Source organism: Stenotrophomonas sp. Ste96 (genome assembly GCF_024519495.1).
Lineage (GTDB): Bacteria > Pseudomonadota > Gammaproteobacteria > Xanthomonadales > Xanthomonadaceae > Stenotrophomonas > Stenotrophomonas bentonitica_A.
Window position 1 is genome coordinate 1,431,051 of sequence record NZ_JALJRX010000001.1, and the last position, 15,547, is coordinate 1,446,597.

General features: G+C 68.1%; 10 protein-coding genes. 3 read left to right on the plus strand and 7 right to left on the minus strand.

Features of this window, described 5'->3' with window-relative positions:
• Positions 1-46: 46 nt before the first annotated feature.
• The gene (locus tag OC373_RS06465; RefSeq protein ID WP_261997298.1) at positions 47-1,267 is read left to right on the plus strand and encodes a multifunctional CCA addition/repair protein; all 1,221 of its coding nucleotides are present in this window, start codon (positions 47-49) and stop codon (positions 1,265-1,267) included.
• 56 nt (positions 1,268-1,323) lie between these two features.
• On the opposite strand, the gene OC373_RS06470 is transcribed toward OC373_RS06465, so the two are convergent.
• The 7 genes from OC373_RS06470 to OC373_RS06500 all read right to left on the minus strand — a co-directional run bounded on the left by OC373_RS06470 (position 1,324) and on the right by OC373_RS06500 (position 11,287).
• Positions 1,324-2,367 carry a S41 family peptidase gene (locus OC373_RS06470; protein WP_261997299.1) on the minus strand — a complete coding sequence of 348 codons (1,044 nt, stop codon included), beginning with the start codon at positions 2,365-2,367 and terminating at the stop codon, positions 1,324-1,326.
• Between the two features lie 159 nt (positions 2,368-2,526).
• Positions 2,527-5,358, minus strand: a complete 2,832-nt coding sequence (locus OC373_RS06475) for an autotransporter domain-containing protein (RefSeq protein WP_261997300.1) — start codon at positions 5,356-5,358, stop codon at positions 2,527-2,529.
• Between the two features lie 279 nt (positions 5,359-5,637).
• Positions 5,638-6,705, minus strand: a complete 1,068-nt coding sequence (locus tag OC373_RS06480; protein WP_261997301.1) for a heparan-alpha-glucosaminide N-acetyltransferase domain-containing protein — start codon at positions 6,703-6,705, stop codon at positions 5,638-5,640.
• Positions 6,702-7,850, minus strand: a complete 1,149-nt coding sequence (nagA, locus tag OC373_RS06485) for an N-acetylglucosamine-6-phosphate deacetylase (RefSeq protein WP_046274269.1) — start codon at positions 7,848-7,850, stop codon at positions 6,702-6,704. Before nagA ends, OC373_RS06480 begins: the two co-directional genes overlap by 4 nt.
• Complete coding sequence (locus OC373_RS06490) at positions 7,850-8,878, minus strand: SIS domain-containing protein (RefSeq protein WP_046274268.1); 1,029 nt, start codon at positions 8,876-8,878, stop codon at positions 7,850-7,852. The genes nagA and OC373_RS06490 overlap by 1 nt, the downstream gene beginning before the upstream one ends.
• A 6-nt stretch (positions 8,879-8,884) precedes the next feature.
• Entirely contained in the window at positions 8,885-9,952 is a 1,068-nt protein-coding gene (locus tag OC373_RS06495) for a LacI family DNA-binding transcriptional regulator (protein ID WP_261997302.1), read from the minus strand.
• A 42-nt stretch (positions 9,953-9,994) separates the two neighbouring features.
• Entirely contained in the window at positions 9,995-11,287 is a 1,293-nt protein-coding gene (locus OC373_RS06500; protein ID WP_261997303.1) for a sugar MFS transporter, read from the minus strand.
• A 414-nt stretch (positions 11,288-11,701) separates the two neighbouring features.
• On the opposite strand from OC373_RS06500, the gene OC373_RS06505 reads away from it, so the two are divergent.
• The gene (locus tag OC373_RS06505) at positions 11,702-12,673 is read left to right on the plus strand and encodes a glucokinase family protein (RefSeq protein ID WP_019186015.1); all 972 of its coding nucleotides are present in this window, start codon (positions 11,702-11,704) and stop codon (positions 12,671-12,673) included.
• A 155-nt stretch (positions 12,674-12,828) separates the two neighbouring features.
• On the plus strand, positions 12,829-15,534 hold the full coding sequence (locus tag OC373_RS06510) for a TonB-dependent receptor (protein WP_261997304.1): 2,706 nt from the start codon (positions 12,829-12,831) through the stop codon (positions 15,532-15,534).
• The last annotated feature ends 13 nt before the right edge of the window (positions 15,535-15,547 follow it).

Sequence of the window (15,547 nt, forward strand, 5' to 3'; positions counted from 1 at the left end):
GCCAACCGGTTGGCGTGGCCTTGGTCCACTGCGGCATCATGGGCACATGAAAATCTATCTGGTTGGCGGCGCCGTGCGCGACCGCCTCTTGCAGCGTTCCCCCGGCGACCGCGACTGGGTTGTCGTCGGGGCCACCCAGGCGCAGATGGAAGCGCAGGGCTACAAGGCCGTGGGCCGTGATTTCCCGGTGTTCCTGCATCCGGACAGCGGTGAGGAATATGCGCTGGCCCGCACCGAGCGCAAATCCGGACGCGGCTACCGCGGTTTCGTGGTCGATGCGGACCCGTCGGTGACGCTGGAAGAAGACCTGCAGCGCCGCGACTTCACCATCAACGCCATCGCCTGCGACGAGGCCACCGGCACGTTGGTGGATCCCTATGGCGGCGTGCGGGATATCGAGCAACGCGTGCTGCGCCACGTCGGCCCGGCCTTCATCGAAGATCCGCTGCGCGTGCTGCGTGCGGCCCGCTTCATGGCGCGCTTCGCCCCGCTCGGCTTCACCGTGGCCGAGGAAACGATGACCCTGATGCAGCAGATCGCCGCCAGCGGTGAGCTTGAGGCACTGGTGCCCGAACGTGTCTGGCAGGAGCTGCGACGCGCCCTCGCCTCCGCGCGGCCGTCCGCCTTCCTGCGCACGCTGCATGATGCCCATGCACTGGGCTCGATCCTGCCCGAGCTGGAAGCACTGTATGGGGTGCCGCAGCGCGCGGAGTTCCACCCCGAAGTGGATACCGGCGTGCACCAGGAAATGGTCAGCGACATGGCCGCGCAGCTGGCGCCGGGCGATGACCTGATCGGCTTCGCCGCGCTGACCCACGACCTCGGCAAGGGCCTGACCCCGCCAGAAGAATGGCCGCGCCACATCATGCATGAGCAGCGCGGGGTGGCCCCGCTGCGTGCCCTGGCCGAACGCTTGAAGGTGCCGGTCGATCACCGCCAGTTGGCCGAAGCGGTCTGCCGCGATCATCTCAACGTGCACCGCATCGACGAACTGCGCGATGCCACCGTGCTGGAGCTGCTGGCCCGCTGCGACGGCTTCCGCCGCCCGGAGCGGATCGCGCAGATCGCGCTGTGCTGCGAGGCCGACAAGCGGGGCCGGCTGGGCTTCGAGGACAGCGACTACCCGCAGGGTGAAACGCTCCAGCGGCTGCATCGCGCTGCGCTGGCGGTGCAGGCACGCGATCTGGACCTGACTCACCTCAAGGGCCCCGCGGTGGGGGAGCAGCTGGCCAAGGCACGCACGCAGGCGATTGCCGCGCTGCGCTGAACGTGTGGGCCCGTGCCGGCCCGCACAGTGTCGGGCCGGCACGGGCACACCCGCGGTCAGCGGGTATCGGCGATCGCAGCAGCCTGGTTGCAGGCCGGCTGCGCAAGCAGCCATTCGCGCGCCGCCGCGGCCGCGTCCTGCCCTGCGCCCACCGTGACGTCGGGCTGCAGGCGGTGGCCGTCGCCTACGCCGTTGCGGTCGGCGATCACGCTGGTGGTCAACAACAGCAGACTGCCATCGGGCAGACGCTGGGGGATATTGGCGGTGGAATAACCGGAAGTGGGCTGGCCGAAGCTGCGCGAGGCGGGCCGGCCGCGGAACGCCAGTACCGATGCCTCACCGGAACTGGCAGTACGCGGCCCCATCAGGACGGCCACCGGCGCGCCCGGGTTGCGCAGCGTGTACTGGGTGTGGCGCGATCCGACCACCGACCTGCTGTCCAGCCAGACCGCACCCTCGCGATACGCCCACGGCTGGCGTTTATCGGCCAGGAGGAACATCCCCACCGGATCCGCCGTCTTCGCATCGCCCAGCAATGGGCCCATCCCCAGCAGCATGGGCCACATGTTGCCGCCAGTGTTGCTGCGCAGGTCGACCACCCAGCCACAACGGTCGCCATCGTCCTGCTCCCGGATGCGCGTCTGCAGCGCAATGGCAGCCTGCTTGCGGGCTTCGTATTGCACGTCCTTGGGCTGGGAGGAATCGTCCATGTAGGCGCCCACCTTGATCCACCCCAGCCGCGCTGTCGGTCCGCTGCGGGCGTCATCTGTCTGCGGGGTCGCAGCACCCATCGCGGTTTGAGTCGCCTGTGCGCGCTGCGCCTGCACGCGCTGCTGGTTGGCCGATATCCACCGCCCGTGCCCACCGCTGCTGCGTCGGATCACATCGTCCAGCACCCGTCGCGTCTGCGCCGGGTCGCGCGCGGCCGCCAGCTCCGCGCGGGCCTTGGGCCACTCCACGCGGTCGCGATACAGCGACTGTTGCTGCAGCAGGTCCAGGATCCGCGCCTGCGCCTCGGCGCTGGGGACGTCCTGTGCGTTTGCAGCGCCACTTGCCGCTGCCAAGGCCACCATCAACCACCCGCAACGTCCTGCGATCATCGCGCTACATCCCTGTAGTGAAGAGGCTGCAGCTTACCGCTGCACGCGACAGTCGGAACAGTGCGCCGTTCGCATAACCCGCGATGCCTCGCGCTACAACGCGGTCGGCAGCGCCGGTTGCGCCCGGCGTGCCGCCGCGGATCCCTGCTGGCTGTCGCCCTACCAGTCCAACCGCAACCCGATATTGCCCTCGATCACCTTGCGCTCCTTCTGCGCACTGCTTTCCAGGTCGCGCGTGTAATCGGCCACCGCAAACGCGCTGACGGTGCTGTTGAAGCGTGCTACGACGCCCACGCCCACTTCCAGCGCGCGTGAATCCTGCTGGTTGAGGATGCGGTTGGTATCGAAATCGATGCGGTCTTCCCCGTCCAGGGTCTGCCAGTAGTTGAGCTTGACGTAAGGCTGCCAGCCGTTACCGGCGATGTCGTAGTCGGCGGCCAGGCGCAGGCCCACGCGTCCGGTCCAGGCGTTGTCGTTGTTGAAGCGCAGCGAGGACACCGCGTCGCCGGCGTCGTCGACCGAGGTGCGCTGCCAGATCACCTGCAGCTGCGGCTCCAGCCACCACGCACTCTGCCCGAACCGCAGCAGCGGCTTGCCTACTTCCAGCGAAGCGGTGGTGCCATCGCCGCGCACGTCGATGCCCAGCCCGCGCGAGGAGGTGGCGTCGCCGTCGTAGCGGCTCTGCATCACCACCGCGTCCAGGTAGCCGCCGGCACTGCCGGCGCGGGTCCAGTACACACCCACGTGCTTGTCATCCAGCCGGGTGCGGCCTACCGCCACGTTTTCCCAGCCGATCGCAAACCCGCTCACGTTGCCCTGTGCGCGGGTGCGGCCGACGAACACGCCGAACTGGTCGCGGTGCTCCTCTGCCACGTTGGCGTACAGGTCCAGGCCGGCCTGGATGCCCTGGATGTCGCCGTCGAAGCCCGGTTGCGCGTCGCCTTCCCAGTGCTGGTCGTGGCTCTGCCCGACCATCCGCGCCCATGCCGCGCGCACGCCGCCCTGCCCGGCCAACAGCCGCTGCTCGCCCTGGCGTTCGTGGAAGGTGCCCAGGCTGGCCAGGCTGGTCTCGCGCAGCAGCGGCGGCACCACGGAATACAGGCCGGTCTCGAAGCGGTACAGCGGAATGATGTCGCCCTGCGCCGGGCGCGCACCGGGCGTGGGCGGCACCGCCAGCGGCCCGGGCACCGCCGCCACGTCGGTGGGCACCGGCGGCGGGGTATCGATGGTGGGCGGCGCCACGTCGGCCGGATCGGCCGGCTCCGGCGGTGGCGCCGGCTCGGGCGCGGCCGGGTTGGGATCATCCGGCGGATTGACGTCCGGCGGCGGGGGCGGCGCCGGTGGCAGCTCCGCCGGCGGGGTCCCGGCGCCCTCCGGCGGCGGGGGCGGCGGCGTGGTGACTCCACCCGGCGGCGGGGTGGGCGCCGGGGTCACGCTGGCCACCAGGGTCGAGCGCAGATACCAGTTTTCGCTGGTGCCGCCGCTGACGCCGCCCTTGAACAGGAAATACTCGTAGGCACCAACAGCGACCGGGTTGTACAACGCGAACGCGGTGGGCGCGGTGGTCGCACCGTTGATCGCCTGCACCACCAGGATGCCATCGGCCACCGTGGACGCGCCGGTGCCGCCGGCGTTGAGGATGCCCACCCCGGTGGTGCCAGTGGCGCTGCCGGTGGAGATCACCAGTTTGTCCGACAGCGAACTGTCGTCGCCCAGCACCGTGTTGAGGTACAACGCGCCACCGTTGCCGACATAGTTGCCCACCACGGTGAAGGTATCGCCGACGCCGCCCCCATTGCTGAGGTCGATGCGGCCGGCATTGGTGAGCGTGGCCAGCTGCCCGGCCACGAACGGGGCGAGGACGCCGTTGCTGCCGCCCCCGAACACCGCGCTGGTGGCATCGATGTCCAGGCTGCCCGTGCCGCTGCCGCTGTCGCCCAGCACCCACGTGCCATCGAACGTCAGCTGGGTATCGTCGCGCAGGGCCACCTGTTCCCAGTTGGTGAAGCGCGCCACGCCACTGGTCTTGACGTTGTCCAGGCCGAGCACATCGTTGCCCAGCCCGCCATCGAAAGACGGCAGCGCGCCCAGGTGGGCGTTGTTGAGGTTGCTCAGCTGCGCGACATCATCGCCTTCGCCGAAGTCGATCGCCCCGTGCACCACGCCGCCGCCGTTCCACGTCAGGCTGTCGTTGCCGAAGCTCAGGCGGATCTCGCCGCGCACGGTGCCGCCGGTGATGGTGATCGCATCGTCGCCACCGCTGACGCTGATGTTGCCGCCGATGTATCCGTCCGACAGCACGATGGTGTCGCGGCCGAAACCGGTGACCAGGTTGCCGTCGATGGTGCCACCGGACATCAGGAAGGTGTTGTCGTCCAGCTTCATGTTGACCCGGCCGATGCGGCCGCCGGTCATCTCGGCGTAGTCGCCATCGTCGAATGCACCGACGATGCGCCCGCCGGTCATGCGGAAGCGATCCAGCGCGTCGCCCTGCAGCAGCGCGCCGATGCTGCCGCCGGTCATCAGGAAGGTGTCGATGCCCGAGCCCTGCTGCACCGTGCCGGTGACGCTGCCGCCGCTGATCTCCAGGCTGTCCTCGCCATCGCCCTGGTCGACGCTGTCGATCACGCCGTCGCGGATCACCAGCGCGTCGTTGCCCGCGCCCTGCAGCACGCCGCCCTGGATGCTGCCGCCAAGCATGTCGATGCGGTCGTTGCCCGCACCGGACACGACGCCGCCGGTACTGCCGCTGATCGTGCCGCGGTTGACCAGGTAAGTGGCGCCGTTGAGCTGCAGGGCGCGGCCGGCGTTGGCGATGATGCTGCCTGTGTTGTTGATGACGTGCCCGCTGCCGGCCTGCACGGTGATCGCGTTGCCGCTGGCGACCGCGAGCTGCGCGTTGGCCAGCACGTTGATGGTGGCGTTGGACGCACCGGCAGCGGTGACGATCGCGACCGGGTCCGGATTGGGCGCTGCGGCCGAGCAGGTCACTGTCTGGTCCTGGCCGGGAGCGGGGTTGTCGCACCCCGCCCAGGCTGGCGCGGCACCGGCCATCAGGACCGTGCCCAGTGCCCCTCCACAGCCTCGGCGCAACCACTGAGAAACACGGACGGCCAGCACAGTGCGTGACGGCGAAGCGGGCATGGGGCGCATACACCTTTCCTGTTCAACAAGAGGGGAGTAAGGCAACGGCCCAGTGCTTCTACGCAGACCGGCGACCGTACTCTTACTGCTGCAACGTGATGGCCGGGTAAAAGGTGAGCGTCGGCGCTAGATTTTCAGGTAGATGCGGCGGCTGTCCAATGCCCACACCACGAACCACCACACCGTCACGAACAACAGCGCGCACAGCAGCGAGGCCAGCGCGGGTGCGGCCGGCAGCAGCGCCGAAACGCCCTGGTACAACCACGCCCATGCCCCGCTGGCGATCAGCAGCAGGGCCATCACCGAGGACCCGACGTAGGCGGCGATGGCGTTGACACCGAAGCGCCGGCCCAGTGCCGGCAGGCCGGCACGATCGACCAGTTGATGCGCCAGCAGCAATGCCGCGACCGACAGCCCACCGCTCCACAGCACGAAGCTGGGGGTCCACAACTGCTTGTTCAACGGCAGCAACGGGGTGCAGAGCAGGCCCAGCAGCAGGCAGGCCAGCGCCAGGCCGCCCAGCGCGCGCAGCCTGCCGGCGCGCAGCCAGCCCCCCGCGATCAACCCCAGCAAGGTGGTGGCGATCGCCCCTGCGCTGCTGAGCAGCCCCTCGGGATCATGGCCCAGGCCGGTCAGCGGGTCGTACCGGTACAGGAACGGTGCGAACAGCACGGTATCCAGGCGACTGGCCGGGTTCTGCCACGGGGCCAGCGACCCGGCCCCCAGCAGGACCAGTGCATAGCCCGCCAACACGCCCAGCAGCACGATCCACTGCGTGCGTGCGCGGGTGCCGATGGCCAGCACGCCGACCACGGCCACGCACAGGGCGATCCGCTGCAGCACACCCCACAGGCGATACGCCGGCAGCTCGAACAGCCACCACGCCAGCAGGTGCAGCAACGCCCCGGCGATCAGGATGCGCAGCGCGCGCTGCAGCACGCCACGCACCAGCGCCGGGCGCGCGGCCGGGTTGGTCGCGCGTGGCGCCAGGCTGAAGGCCATCGAGACGCCGGCGATGAACAGGAACAACGGGAAGATCAGGTCGGTCGGGGTGAAGCCATGCCACTGCGCATGCAGCAGCGGCGCGTAGACGTGGCTCCAGTCACCGGGGTTGTTGACCAGCAGCATCGCTGCGACGGTCAGGCCGCGCAGCGCGTCGATCGAGCCCATCCGTCCCGGCGGCGCGGCACTCATGCGTCTTCGCGCTGCCCGGCGATCCAGGTGCTGCGCACCTGCAGGGCATCATCGAGCAGGACCAGATCGGCGTGATGACCCTCGGCGATGTGCCCGTAGCGGTCATCCAGATTCAGGAACTGCGCGGGATAGGTCGAGGCCATGCGCGCGGCTTCCGCCAGCGACACGCCCAGCAGCTGCACGCTGTTGCGCACCGCCGTGGCCATGTCCAGCGCCGAGCCGGCCAGCGAGCCGGCCGCATTGCGCACCACGCCGTCGATGGCGGTGATGACCTCGCCATACAGTTCGTAGCTCGGGTCTTCCGCACCCACCGGCGGCATCGCATCGGTGACCAGCATGACCTTGCCGCGGGGCTTGGTCGCCAGCGCCACGCGCAGGCTGGCCGGGTGCACGTGCACGCCGTCGGCGATGATGCCGACCCAGCTGTCGCGATCTTCCAGTGCCGCACCCACCGCGCCCGGCTCGCGACCGGTCAGCGGTGACATCGCGTTGTACAGATGGGTGAACCCACGGATGCCGGCCTCCAGGCCCGCACGCGCTTCTTCGTAACTGGCCGCGGTGTGGCCGGCCGCCACGACCACGCCACGCTCGACCAGCGCGCGGATGCTCTCCAGCGGCACGCGCTCGGGTGCCAGCGTCAGCAGGGTGACGCCGTTGTCCAGCGAGGCGGCCAGCGCGATCTCCGCAGCATCGGGCACGCGGAACTTGTTCGCATCGTGCGTGCCCTTGCGGGCCGGCGCGATGTACGGGCCTTCCAGATGGATACCGAGCACGCCCGGTACGCCTTCGCTGATGGCCTGGCGGGTCGCGGCGATCGCCGCACGCATCACCTGCACATCGTCGCTGATCAGGGTCGGCAGCAGGCCGGTGGTGCCGAAACGGCGGTGCGCCTGGGCCAGCGTGCGCAACGTGGCGACATCGGGGCTGTTGTTGAACAGCACGCCGCCGCCGCCGTTGACCTGGGCATCGATGAAGCCTGGCAGCAGCCAGCCACCGCCCAGGTCCACCTGCTCGTCGGCCTGGCCGAGCATCGGGGCGGCATCGGATACCAGTGCGGTGATCCTGCCACTTTCGATCACCACGGCCAGGTCGTCGCGGAAGTCGTCGCCGGCCAGGATGCGGGCGTTGCGCAGGACAGTTTTCATCAGACGGTTTCCGTCACCTTGTTCAGATGCGGCGGCAGGTCGGGGTTGTGGCCGCGGCGCAGCGCCAGCGCGTTGATCGCGCGGTAAAAGCTCTGGATGGTCAGCAGTGGCGCGCACGCCGGGTGCGGGGCGACCGGCAGCGGCAGATCGCCGCCGACATCGGCCAGCCACACCTGCGCATCGCGCGCGGCGAACTCGCTCAGCACCGCGCGGGTACCGGCGCCGGTTTCATCCGGCTGGGCAAAGGCCAGCACCGGGAAGCCCGGGCCGACCAGCGCCATCGGCCCGTGCTTGACCTCGGCCGAGCTGTAGGCCTCGGCGTGCAGGCCGCAGGTTTCCTTGAACTTCAGCGCTGCTTCCTGCGCGGCGGCCAGGCCCAGGCCACGCCCCAGCACGAACAGATTGTGGGCCGGCACCAGGCCCTCGGTCAGCGACGACCAATCGTTGTTCCAGGCCTCGCGCAGGGCATCGGGCAGCGCACGCAGCGAAGCGATCAGGCCCACGTCCTGGGTCCAGTACGCGACCAGTTGCAGAATGGCCGACAGCGAGGCCAGGTAGCTCTTGGTCGCTGCCACGCTGCGCTCGGCACCGGCGCCCAGCGGGATCACCGTCTCGGCCAGCTGCGCCAGCGGCGAATCTTCGACATTGACCAGTGCCACCACGCGCGCGCCGGCCGCACGTGCGGCTTCGGCATTGCGCAGCAGGTCCGGGCTCTTGCCCGACTGCGAAATCACGATGTACAGCGCGCCGCGCAGCTTCAACGGCGCTTCGTAGACCGAACCGACCGACGGCGACGCCGAAGCGGTCACCAGCCCGAGGCGCGTTTCCAGCAGGTACTTGGCGTAGGTGGCGGCGTGGTCGGAGCTGCCACGTGCGCAGGTCACCACGAACGGCGGCGGCGCCGCGCGCAGGCTGGCGGCCAGCGTCTCCACGGCCACCTGGTTGCGTGCGAACTGCGCGGCGATCACATCGGCAGCCTCGGCGGCTTCGCGGTACATCAGGGTGTCGTGGGGAGCAGGCAGGGACATGGGGACTCAGGTCGTTTGAGGAGAGGGAAGCCGTGCACCCTGCGGGCGCATCGGCGCGGTGGAGCCGCGCACCACCAGCTGCGGCACGAAGCCCTGGTTCTGCAGCTGCAGTGGCGCGTCGTCGTAGGCATCGCTGCGCAGCTGCGCGATCAGCAGGCGCGCGGCATGCCGGGCGATGTCTTCGGTGGCCTGCTTGGCGGTGGTCAGCGGCGGCCAGGACTGGCGAGAGAACGGACTGTCCTCGAAGCCGGCGATGGACAGGTCGTAGGGCACGTTCATGCCGGTGGACTTGGCGGCGGCCAGCACGCCGGCGGCGATTTCATCGTTGGAGCCGAAGATGGCGGTGGGCGGTTCGCGCAGCGCCAGCAGGCGGCGCGCCCCACGGAAGCCATCATCGAAGGTGTAATCGCCCTGCACCACCAGGTGCTTGTCGATGGTCATGCCGTAGTCGCGCAGCGCCGCTTCATAGCCGGCATAGCGCTCGCCACTGGAGCGGTGCGAAGTGCCGCCCCAGAGGAAACCGATGCGCTGGTGACCGAGCTGGATCAGGTGCTCGGTGATTTCATAGGCGGCCTCGCGGTCGTCAACGAACACGCAGGCACCATCTTCGGGATCGGCGGTGGCGGCGATGATGCGCACCAGCTTGATCCCGCGCGCGGTGAGCGCAGCCACCAGATCCTTGCGCTCGGACATCGGCGCGGTCAGCACCAGCCCGGCAAGGCGCGAGCGCTGCACCCAGTCGGCCAGCTCTTCGGCCAGCATCGGCGAGCTGGAGTCGCAGGGGTGGATCTGCAGCCCGAACCCGGTTTCACGGCACGCGGCGAGCACGCCGTTCTGCACGCCGATGATGTGGTACGGGTTGGGGTTGTCGTAGACCAGCCCGACCACCAGCGTAGTGCCGGTGCGCAGGTTGCGCGCGGCCGGATCGGGCTCGTAATCCAGCTCGGCGATCGCGCGCAGCACCCGGGCGCGGGTGGCCTGCATCACCGAGGGCTCGTTGTTGATCACCCGCGAGACCGTCTTCAGCGATACCTTGGCCCGTTCGGCGACATCCTTGATGGTCGCTCTGCGCATCGTTTTTTCCTGGCTGACCGGTTGAGCGTCCATGATCGCCGATCACTGCCCGTCGCGGGACAGCCCGACGCGGTGGCCGCGCATCGAATAGAACAGGATGTACAGGTAGCAGGGCACCATCAGGCCGGCGAATACCCACTGGAAGTCGAAGTGCTGCTTGAGCACGGCAAACAGCTGGGGAATGATCGCGCCACCGGCGATGGCCATCACCAGCAGGGCCGAGCCGGTCTCGGTGAAACGGCCCAGGCCGCGGATCGCCAGCGGGAAGATGGCCGGCCACATCATCGCGTTGGCAAAGCCCAGGGCCGCCACGAAGCCCACCGACACGTAGCCGTGGGTGAACAGCGCGCCGATGCAGAACACCACGCCGAGCACGGCGGAAATGCTCAGGTAGCGCGACTGCGACACCAGGTGCGGAATCAGCGCCAGGCCGGCCAGATAACCGATGAGCATCGCGCCCAGGGTGATCGAGGTGAACATCTTGGTCTGGTCCAGCGGCAGGTCGAAGCCATGGCCGTAAGTGCCGATCGCATCGCCAGCCATCACTTCCACGCCGACATAGACGAACAGGCACAGCACGCCCAGCCACAGGTGCGGGAAATGGAAGATGCTGGTGCGCTCGGCCACCCCCGGCGCGCGGGCCGGCGTGGCGTTGGCTTCGGAGGTCTTCAATTCGGGCAGCGGCGAGAACAGCACGCCCACCGCCAGCACCACCAGCAGCCCGGCCATGGCCATGTACGGCAGCTGGATCTTGGCGGCGAAGTCGTTGAGCAGGACGGTCTTGGCCGCTGCGTCGGCGACCTTCACCTGGGCATCCAGATCGCCGATGCCGTGCAGCACCAGCGTACCGATCAGCACCGGCGCGAGCATGCCGGCGATCTTGTTGCAGATACCCATCAGCGCGATGCGCCGGGCCGCGGTCTCGATCGGGCCAAGAATGCTGATGTACGGATTGACCGCCGTCTGCAGCAGGGCCAGGCCACTGCCGATGACGAACAGGCCGCTGAGTGCGCCTGGATACCAGCGCTGCTGCGCGAAGTGGGCGAACACCACCGCGCCGGCCGCCATCACCAGCAGGCTCAGGCTCAGGCCCTTCTTCATGCCGGTGCGCTTGAGGATCCACGAGGCCGGCAGCGCCAGGAAGAAGTACGACAGGTAGAAGACCATCAGCACCAGGAAGGCGCCGACCTCGTCCAGCTCGAAGGCCAGCTTGACGAAGGTGATCAAGGGCCCGTTGAGCCAGGTGAAGAAGCCGATCAGGAAGAACAGCACGCCGATGATCAGGATCGAGGTAAGCACGCTCGAACGCGCGGAGGCAGCAGGCACGGCAGACATCAGGGAGGCTCCTGCATCGACGGCACCGGAGCGGCGTCGGAAGAGTGACTGGGAACAACGTTGTCACATTTATTCGTTGCCGCCGCCGGGTTTGTCAACAACTGGTTCACGCCGGGACCGCGCATTTTCTTTTGCTGCACCTGCGCAATCTGGCGGCAGCGCTGGCCATTACCGGAGCCGAGGCCCTATTCACGGCAGTTTGCGAAAACATGACGGCAGTGTGATGAAAACGTTTTCCCGCGCAAACCCGCGTTGCGGCGCAGCATCGAAAGTGTGAGGTTATCGTTGACATCGTTGTCAGAACGATTACAGACTCCGCCTCAATCGCCGGGTCAGCCCTGGCCACGCCCAACCGATGGAGTCCGTGTGACCATAGCCGCCCACGCTGTTCCGGCCCATGCCCCGCCCGCCGCGATGCCACCGTTCCTGGCCGCCGACGTGGGTGGCACGCATGTGCGGGTTGGCCGGGTCCAGGCCAGTGCCGATCCGGCCCATCCGGTCCAGCTGCTGGACTACCGCAAATTCCGCAATGCCGATTACGCCGGCCTCAGCGCGATCCTGTCCGACTTCCTGGCCGATGGCCCGCGTCCGTCCCATTGCGTGGTCGCCACCGCCGGCTATGCCCGCGAAGACGGCACGGTGATCACCGCCAACCTGCCCTGGCCACTGTCGGCACGTCAGATCGAACGTGATGTCGGCCTGGACCAGGTCTACATCGTCAACGACTTCGAGGCCGTGGCCTACGCCGCCGCGCAGGTCGATGCCAGCGGCGTGCTGCAGCTGACCGGCCCGGCCACCGCACCGCGCGGCCCGACCCTGGTGGTCGGCCCCGGTACCGGCCTCGGCGCGGCCGTGTGGATCCCGACCGCCCACGGCGCCGTGGTCCTTGCGACCGAAGCCGGCCAGCCGACCCTGGCCACCACCACCGAACTGGAGATGGCGATCGTGCGGCAGATGCTGCGCGATCGCTCGCACGTCTCGGTCGAGCAGGCGCTGTCCGGCCCCGGCCTGATGAACCTGTACCGCGCGCTGTGCGCATTGAACGGCCAGACCCCCGCGCTGACCACCCCGGATGCGATCACCGCTGCTGCGATGGCCGACCAGGATCCGCTCGCACGGCAGAGCCTGGATGTGTTCTGCGGCCTGCTCGGCAGCACGATCGGCGACATGGCGCTGCAGTACGGCGTCACCGGCGGTGTCTACCTGGCCGGCGGCATCCTGCCGCAGATCCGCGACTTCCTGTTGAACAGCACCTTCGTCGAGCGGTACCTCAACAAGGGGCCGATGCGCGAGGCACTGGAACGTATTCCCGTGAAGGTGGTCGAGCACGGGCAGCTGGGCGTCATCGGCGCCGCCAGCTGGTACCTCGGCCGCTCGGAAACCTGACCTGCCACGGCGCCGGAATCGGCGCTGCGGACACCGCACCACGCAGTACGTAGCACCCAAGGCGCACCCGGACAACAGGCGCGCGGCACAGTCGTACCAGACGCAAGCAAACCGACGCCGTCGCCGGCGACCATCGAGTGATGAGGAGAGACATCATGAACACCCGCAAGACCCTGCTTTCCGCAGCCATCGTCAGCTGCCTGGCCTTCAGCGCCCACGCGCAGCAAGCCGCCCCCACCGCCACCGATCTGGACACCGTGCAGGTCACCGGCATCCGTGGCTCGATGGAAAAGTCGCTGGATACCAAGCGCGATGCCAATGCGCGCCTGGAAGTGGTCACCGCCGAAGACGTGGGCAAGCTGCCCGCACACAACGTCGCCGACACCCTGCAGCGCCTGCCCGGTGTGAACATCAGCTCGTCCAGCGCCGACGAAGGCGGCTTCGATGAAGCCGACCGTGTCAGCCTGCGCGGCACCAGCCCGAGCCTGACCCAGACCCTCATCAACGGCCACAGCGTCGGCTCGGCCGACTGGTTCGTGCTCAGCCAGGGCAACAACGTCGGCCGCAGCGTGAGCTATTCGCTGCTGCCGTCCGAGCTGGTCAGCTCGGTGGAAGTAAACAAGTCCTCGCAGGCCAAGCTGCAGGACGGCGGTACCACCGGCACCGTCAACATCATCACTCGCACCCCGCTGCAGTTCGCCAAGCAGTTCACGGCCGAGGCATCGGTGGGCGCCGTGCGTTCGGACCAGGCCGACTCGACCGATCCGCAGTACTCGGCGCTGTTCAACTACAAGAATGACGCCAACACGTTCGGTGTGCTGGTGCAGGGCTTCTACCAGGAGCGCGAACTGCGCCGTGAAGCGCAGGAAATCCCCGGCGGCTTCTTCGCACTCAAGGCAACCGATCCGGTCGTGGCCGGCATCCCCGACCCGGCCAATCCGGGCCAGTTCCTGCAGGCGCCGCGCCCGGACCTGGAAGGCCTGTCCATTCCCGGCCTGCTGGGTTCGACCCTGTTCGAGCAGACCCGCAAGCGCAAGGGTGGCATGGTCACCCTGCAGTGGAAGCCGATCGACACGCTGACCCTGGGCCTGAGCGGCTTCACCTCCGAACTGGAAGCGAACAACTACAACCGCAACTTCATGATGTTCGGCAGCGGCTTCGGCCGGAGCCAGGCCCCCGATCCGGGTTACACCGTGGTCGATGGCGTGATCACCAACGCGACGTACACCGGCGTTCCCGGAACGAACTACGGCGTGTACGACATGATCTACCGCGAGGCCACCGCCAAGAGCAGCTACGTCACCTTCGACGCGGACTGGCAGATCAACGACAACCTGAACGCAAAGTTCCAGGCCGGCACCACCAAGGGCACCGGCGAAACCCCGCGCCAGTTCATCGCCGAAGTCACCGTCGGCCAGGGTGGCGGCGCGTCCTACGCCAGCCACGGCGCCGGCTCCCCGGTCGACTGGAACATCGGCGGCGACCTGAGCGAAGCAGGCGTTACCAGCTTCGGCACCTGGGGCAACCAGCTGGTCAAGGCCGAAGACAAGGAAGACTGGGCGTCGGTGGATTTCAATCAGTACTTCAGCGACGGTGGCGCGCTGAGCTCGATCGACTTCGGCCTGCGTTTCGCCGACCACGAACGTGAGGCCCTGTCGCCGGAAGGCGCCTCCCCGGGCGACATCTGGTCGGCGCTGCGCGGCAGCGCCACCGGGCAGTACCCGGGCAACTTCGCCAGCGGCGTGGGCGGCACCTTCCCGCGCAACATCTGGTACTACACCCCGGATGCGCTGAAGAACGCCATCATCAACAACTCGACCTGGCTGGCCGGCAATGACGGTCCCGACGGCCGCCACAACTACGGCGCCGAGTGGAAGGTGAAGGAAAAGAACTTCGCCGGTTACGTGCAGGCCAACTTCGCCGGTGACTGGTGGAGCGGCAACCTCGGCCTGCGCTACGTCAACATCAAGCAGGACATCGATACCTACCTGGCCGTCAGCGACCCGGCCCGCGCCGACGTGCGCAGCCTGTTCGGCATGTGGCAGCGCCAGGCCTTCGAGAACAAGCACGACCGCGTGCTGCCCAGCGCCAACATCAAGTTCGACCTGGACGACGACCTCGTGCTGCGCGTGGCCGCATCGCAGACCCAGACGCTGCCGGACTACTCGGCACTGGGTGCGTCCTCGTGGGGTTCGGATCTGAACAAGACCGGCGGTGGCGGCAACCCCGACCTGAAGCCGACCCTGTCCAGCAACCTGGACGCCAACCTGGAGTGGTACTTCATGCCGCGCGGCCTGGTGTCGGTGGGCGCGTACCATATGCGCCTGAAGGACTACATCGCCTTCGACGTGGTCCAGCGCCAGCTGTTCAGCGAACTGACCAACCGGCTTGAAACCTACGACATCTCCACCCCGATCAATGCCGACGGGCAGGTCACCGGCGTGGAAGTGGCTTACGAGCAGCCGATCGGCGACTACTTCGGCGTCAATGCCAACTACACCTACGCCAACGGCAAGACCGACCACACCTGGGCCGATGGCACCAACAACCTGCTGGGCACGTCGAAGAACACCTACAACGTGGGTGCCTACTTCGAGAACGAGCGCTTCGGCGCCCGCGTCAGCTACCCCCGCCGCTCTTCGTTCCTGATCAGCCTGTCCGGTACCAACCCGTACTACCAGGATGACTTCGGCACGCTGTCGGCGTCGCTCAGCTACAAGGCGACGGACTGGCTGAGCATCAGCCTGGATGGCCTGAACCTCAACAACCCGACCTACAAGTACTACCAGAGCGCGTTGATTCCGACCTCGTTCTACTCCAACGGCCGCCAGTACTATCTGAACTTCCGCTTCAAGTACTGATCGCCGCGGTAAC

What these genes read in the sequence shown, in the direction of transcription:
- OC373_RS06465 (WP_261997298.1), top strand. Translation starts at nt 47, where the DNA reads ATGAAAATCTATCTGGTTGGCGGCGCCGTGCGCGACCGCCTCTTGCAG.
- OC373_RS06470 (WP_261997299.1), bottom strand. Translation starts at nt 2,367, where the DNA reads ATGATCGCAGGACGTTGCGGGTGGTTGATGGTGGCCTTGGCAGCGGCA.
- OC373_RS06480 (WP_261997301.1), bottom strand. Translation starts at nt 6,705, where the DNA reads ATGAGTGCCGCGCCGCCGGGACGGATGGGCTCGATCGACGCGCTGCGC.
- nagA (WP_046274269.1), bottom strand. Translation starts at nt 7,850, where the DNA reads ATGAAAACTGTCCTGCGCAACGCCCGCATCCTGGCCGGCGACGACTTC.
- OC373_RS06490 (WP_046274268.1), bottom strand. Translation starts at nt 8,878, where the DNA reads ATGTCCCTGCCTGCTCCCCACGACACCCTGATGTACCGCGAAGCCGCC.
- OC373_RS06495 (WP_261997302.1), bottom strand. Translation starts at nt 9,952, where the DNA reads ATGCGCAGAGCGACCATCAAGGATGTCGCCGAACGGGCCAAGGTATCG.
- OC373_RS06500 (WP_261997303.1), bottom strand. Translation starts at nt 11,287, where the DNA reads ATGTCTGCCGTGCCTGCTGCCTCCGCGCGTTCGAGCGTGCTTACCTCG.
- OC373_RS06505 (WP_019186015.1), top strand. Translation starts at nt 11,702, where the DNA reads ATGCCACCGTTCCTGGCCGCCGACGTGGGTGGCACGCATGTGCGGGTT.
- OC373_RS06510 (WP_261997304.1), top strand. Translation starts at nt 12,829, where the DNA reads ATGAACACCCGCAAGACCCTGCTTTCCGCAGCCATCGTCAGCTGCCTG.